Source organism: Cohnella sp. GbtcB17, from assembly GCF_019091135.1.
Taxonomy (GTDB): domain Bacteria; phylum Bacillota; class Bacilli; order Paenibacillales; family Paenibacillaceae; genus Cohnella.
The window spans coordinates 1-672 of sequence record NZ_JAGXJW010000158.1 but is presented as its reverse complement, the minus strand read 5'-3'; the positions used below and the strand labels follow the sequence as shown (position 1 = coordinate 672).

At 53.7% G+C, this 672-nt stretch carries 2 tRNA genes and 1 rRNA gene; all 3 read left to right on the top strand.

The features are described 5' to 3' along the window. The first annotated feature begins 134 nt into the window (after nt 1-134). The 3 genes from rrf (at nt 135) to KVT38_RS33450 (ending at nt 485) form a co-directional block, all read left to right on the top strand. Nucleotides 135-251 (top strand): 5S ribosomal RNA (rrf, locus tag KVT38_RS33460). 58 nt (nt 252-309) lie between these two features. After that, a tRNA-Ile gene (locus tag KVT38_RS33455) sits at nt 310-386 on the top strand. A 23-nt stretch (nt 387-409) separates the two neighbouring features. Next, nucleotides 410-485, top strand: a tRNA-Ala gene (locus KVT38_RS33450). Nucleotides 486-672: the final 187 nt, after the last annotated feature.

Genomic DNA, 672 nt, shown 5'->3' with positions numbered 1-672 from the left:
AACAAGGTAGCCGTATCGGAAGGTGCGGCTGGATCACCTCCTTTCTAAGGAGCCCTTCGGGGCAATACGAAGTCCGTTTGATTTAACTGCTCGAGTTCAGTTTTGAAGGAGAAATCCTTCAGATCAACATCCGGTTTGGTGATAATGGCGGAGGGGTTCCACGCGTACCCATCTCGAACACGACCGTTAAGCCCTCCAGCGCCGATGGTACTTGGACCGCAGGGTCCTGGGAGAGTAGGACGTCGCCAAGCCGGTCTTGATTCCTTTAACGGAGTCGAGATCAAGCCAGCGAGACTGGCCATAGAATGCGGGCCTTTAGCTCAGCTGGTTAGAGCGCACCCCTGATAAGGGTGAGGTCGGTGGTTCGAGTCCACTAAGGCCCACCACCAAGTTTAACTTCATATCCCATGGGGACATAGCTCAGCTGGGAGAGCACCTGCCTTGCACGCAGGGGGTCAGGAGTTCGATCCTCCTTGTCTCCACCATTGCTTTACTTCTCCGCACAGCCTGCTGGTCAGATGGGCGGAGGGCAGAACTTGTTCTTTGAAAACCGGATAGCGAAACGAAAATGCGCAAATTAGAAATTCTCATGTATTGCCTTGTGTGGTTTAGCCGACAGGTTAAGCTATTAAGGGCGCACGGAGGATGCCTAGGCGCCAGGAGCCTAAGAAG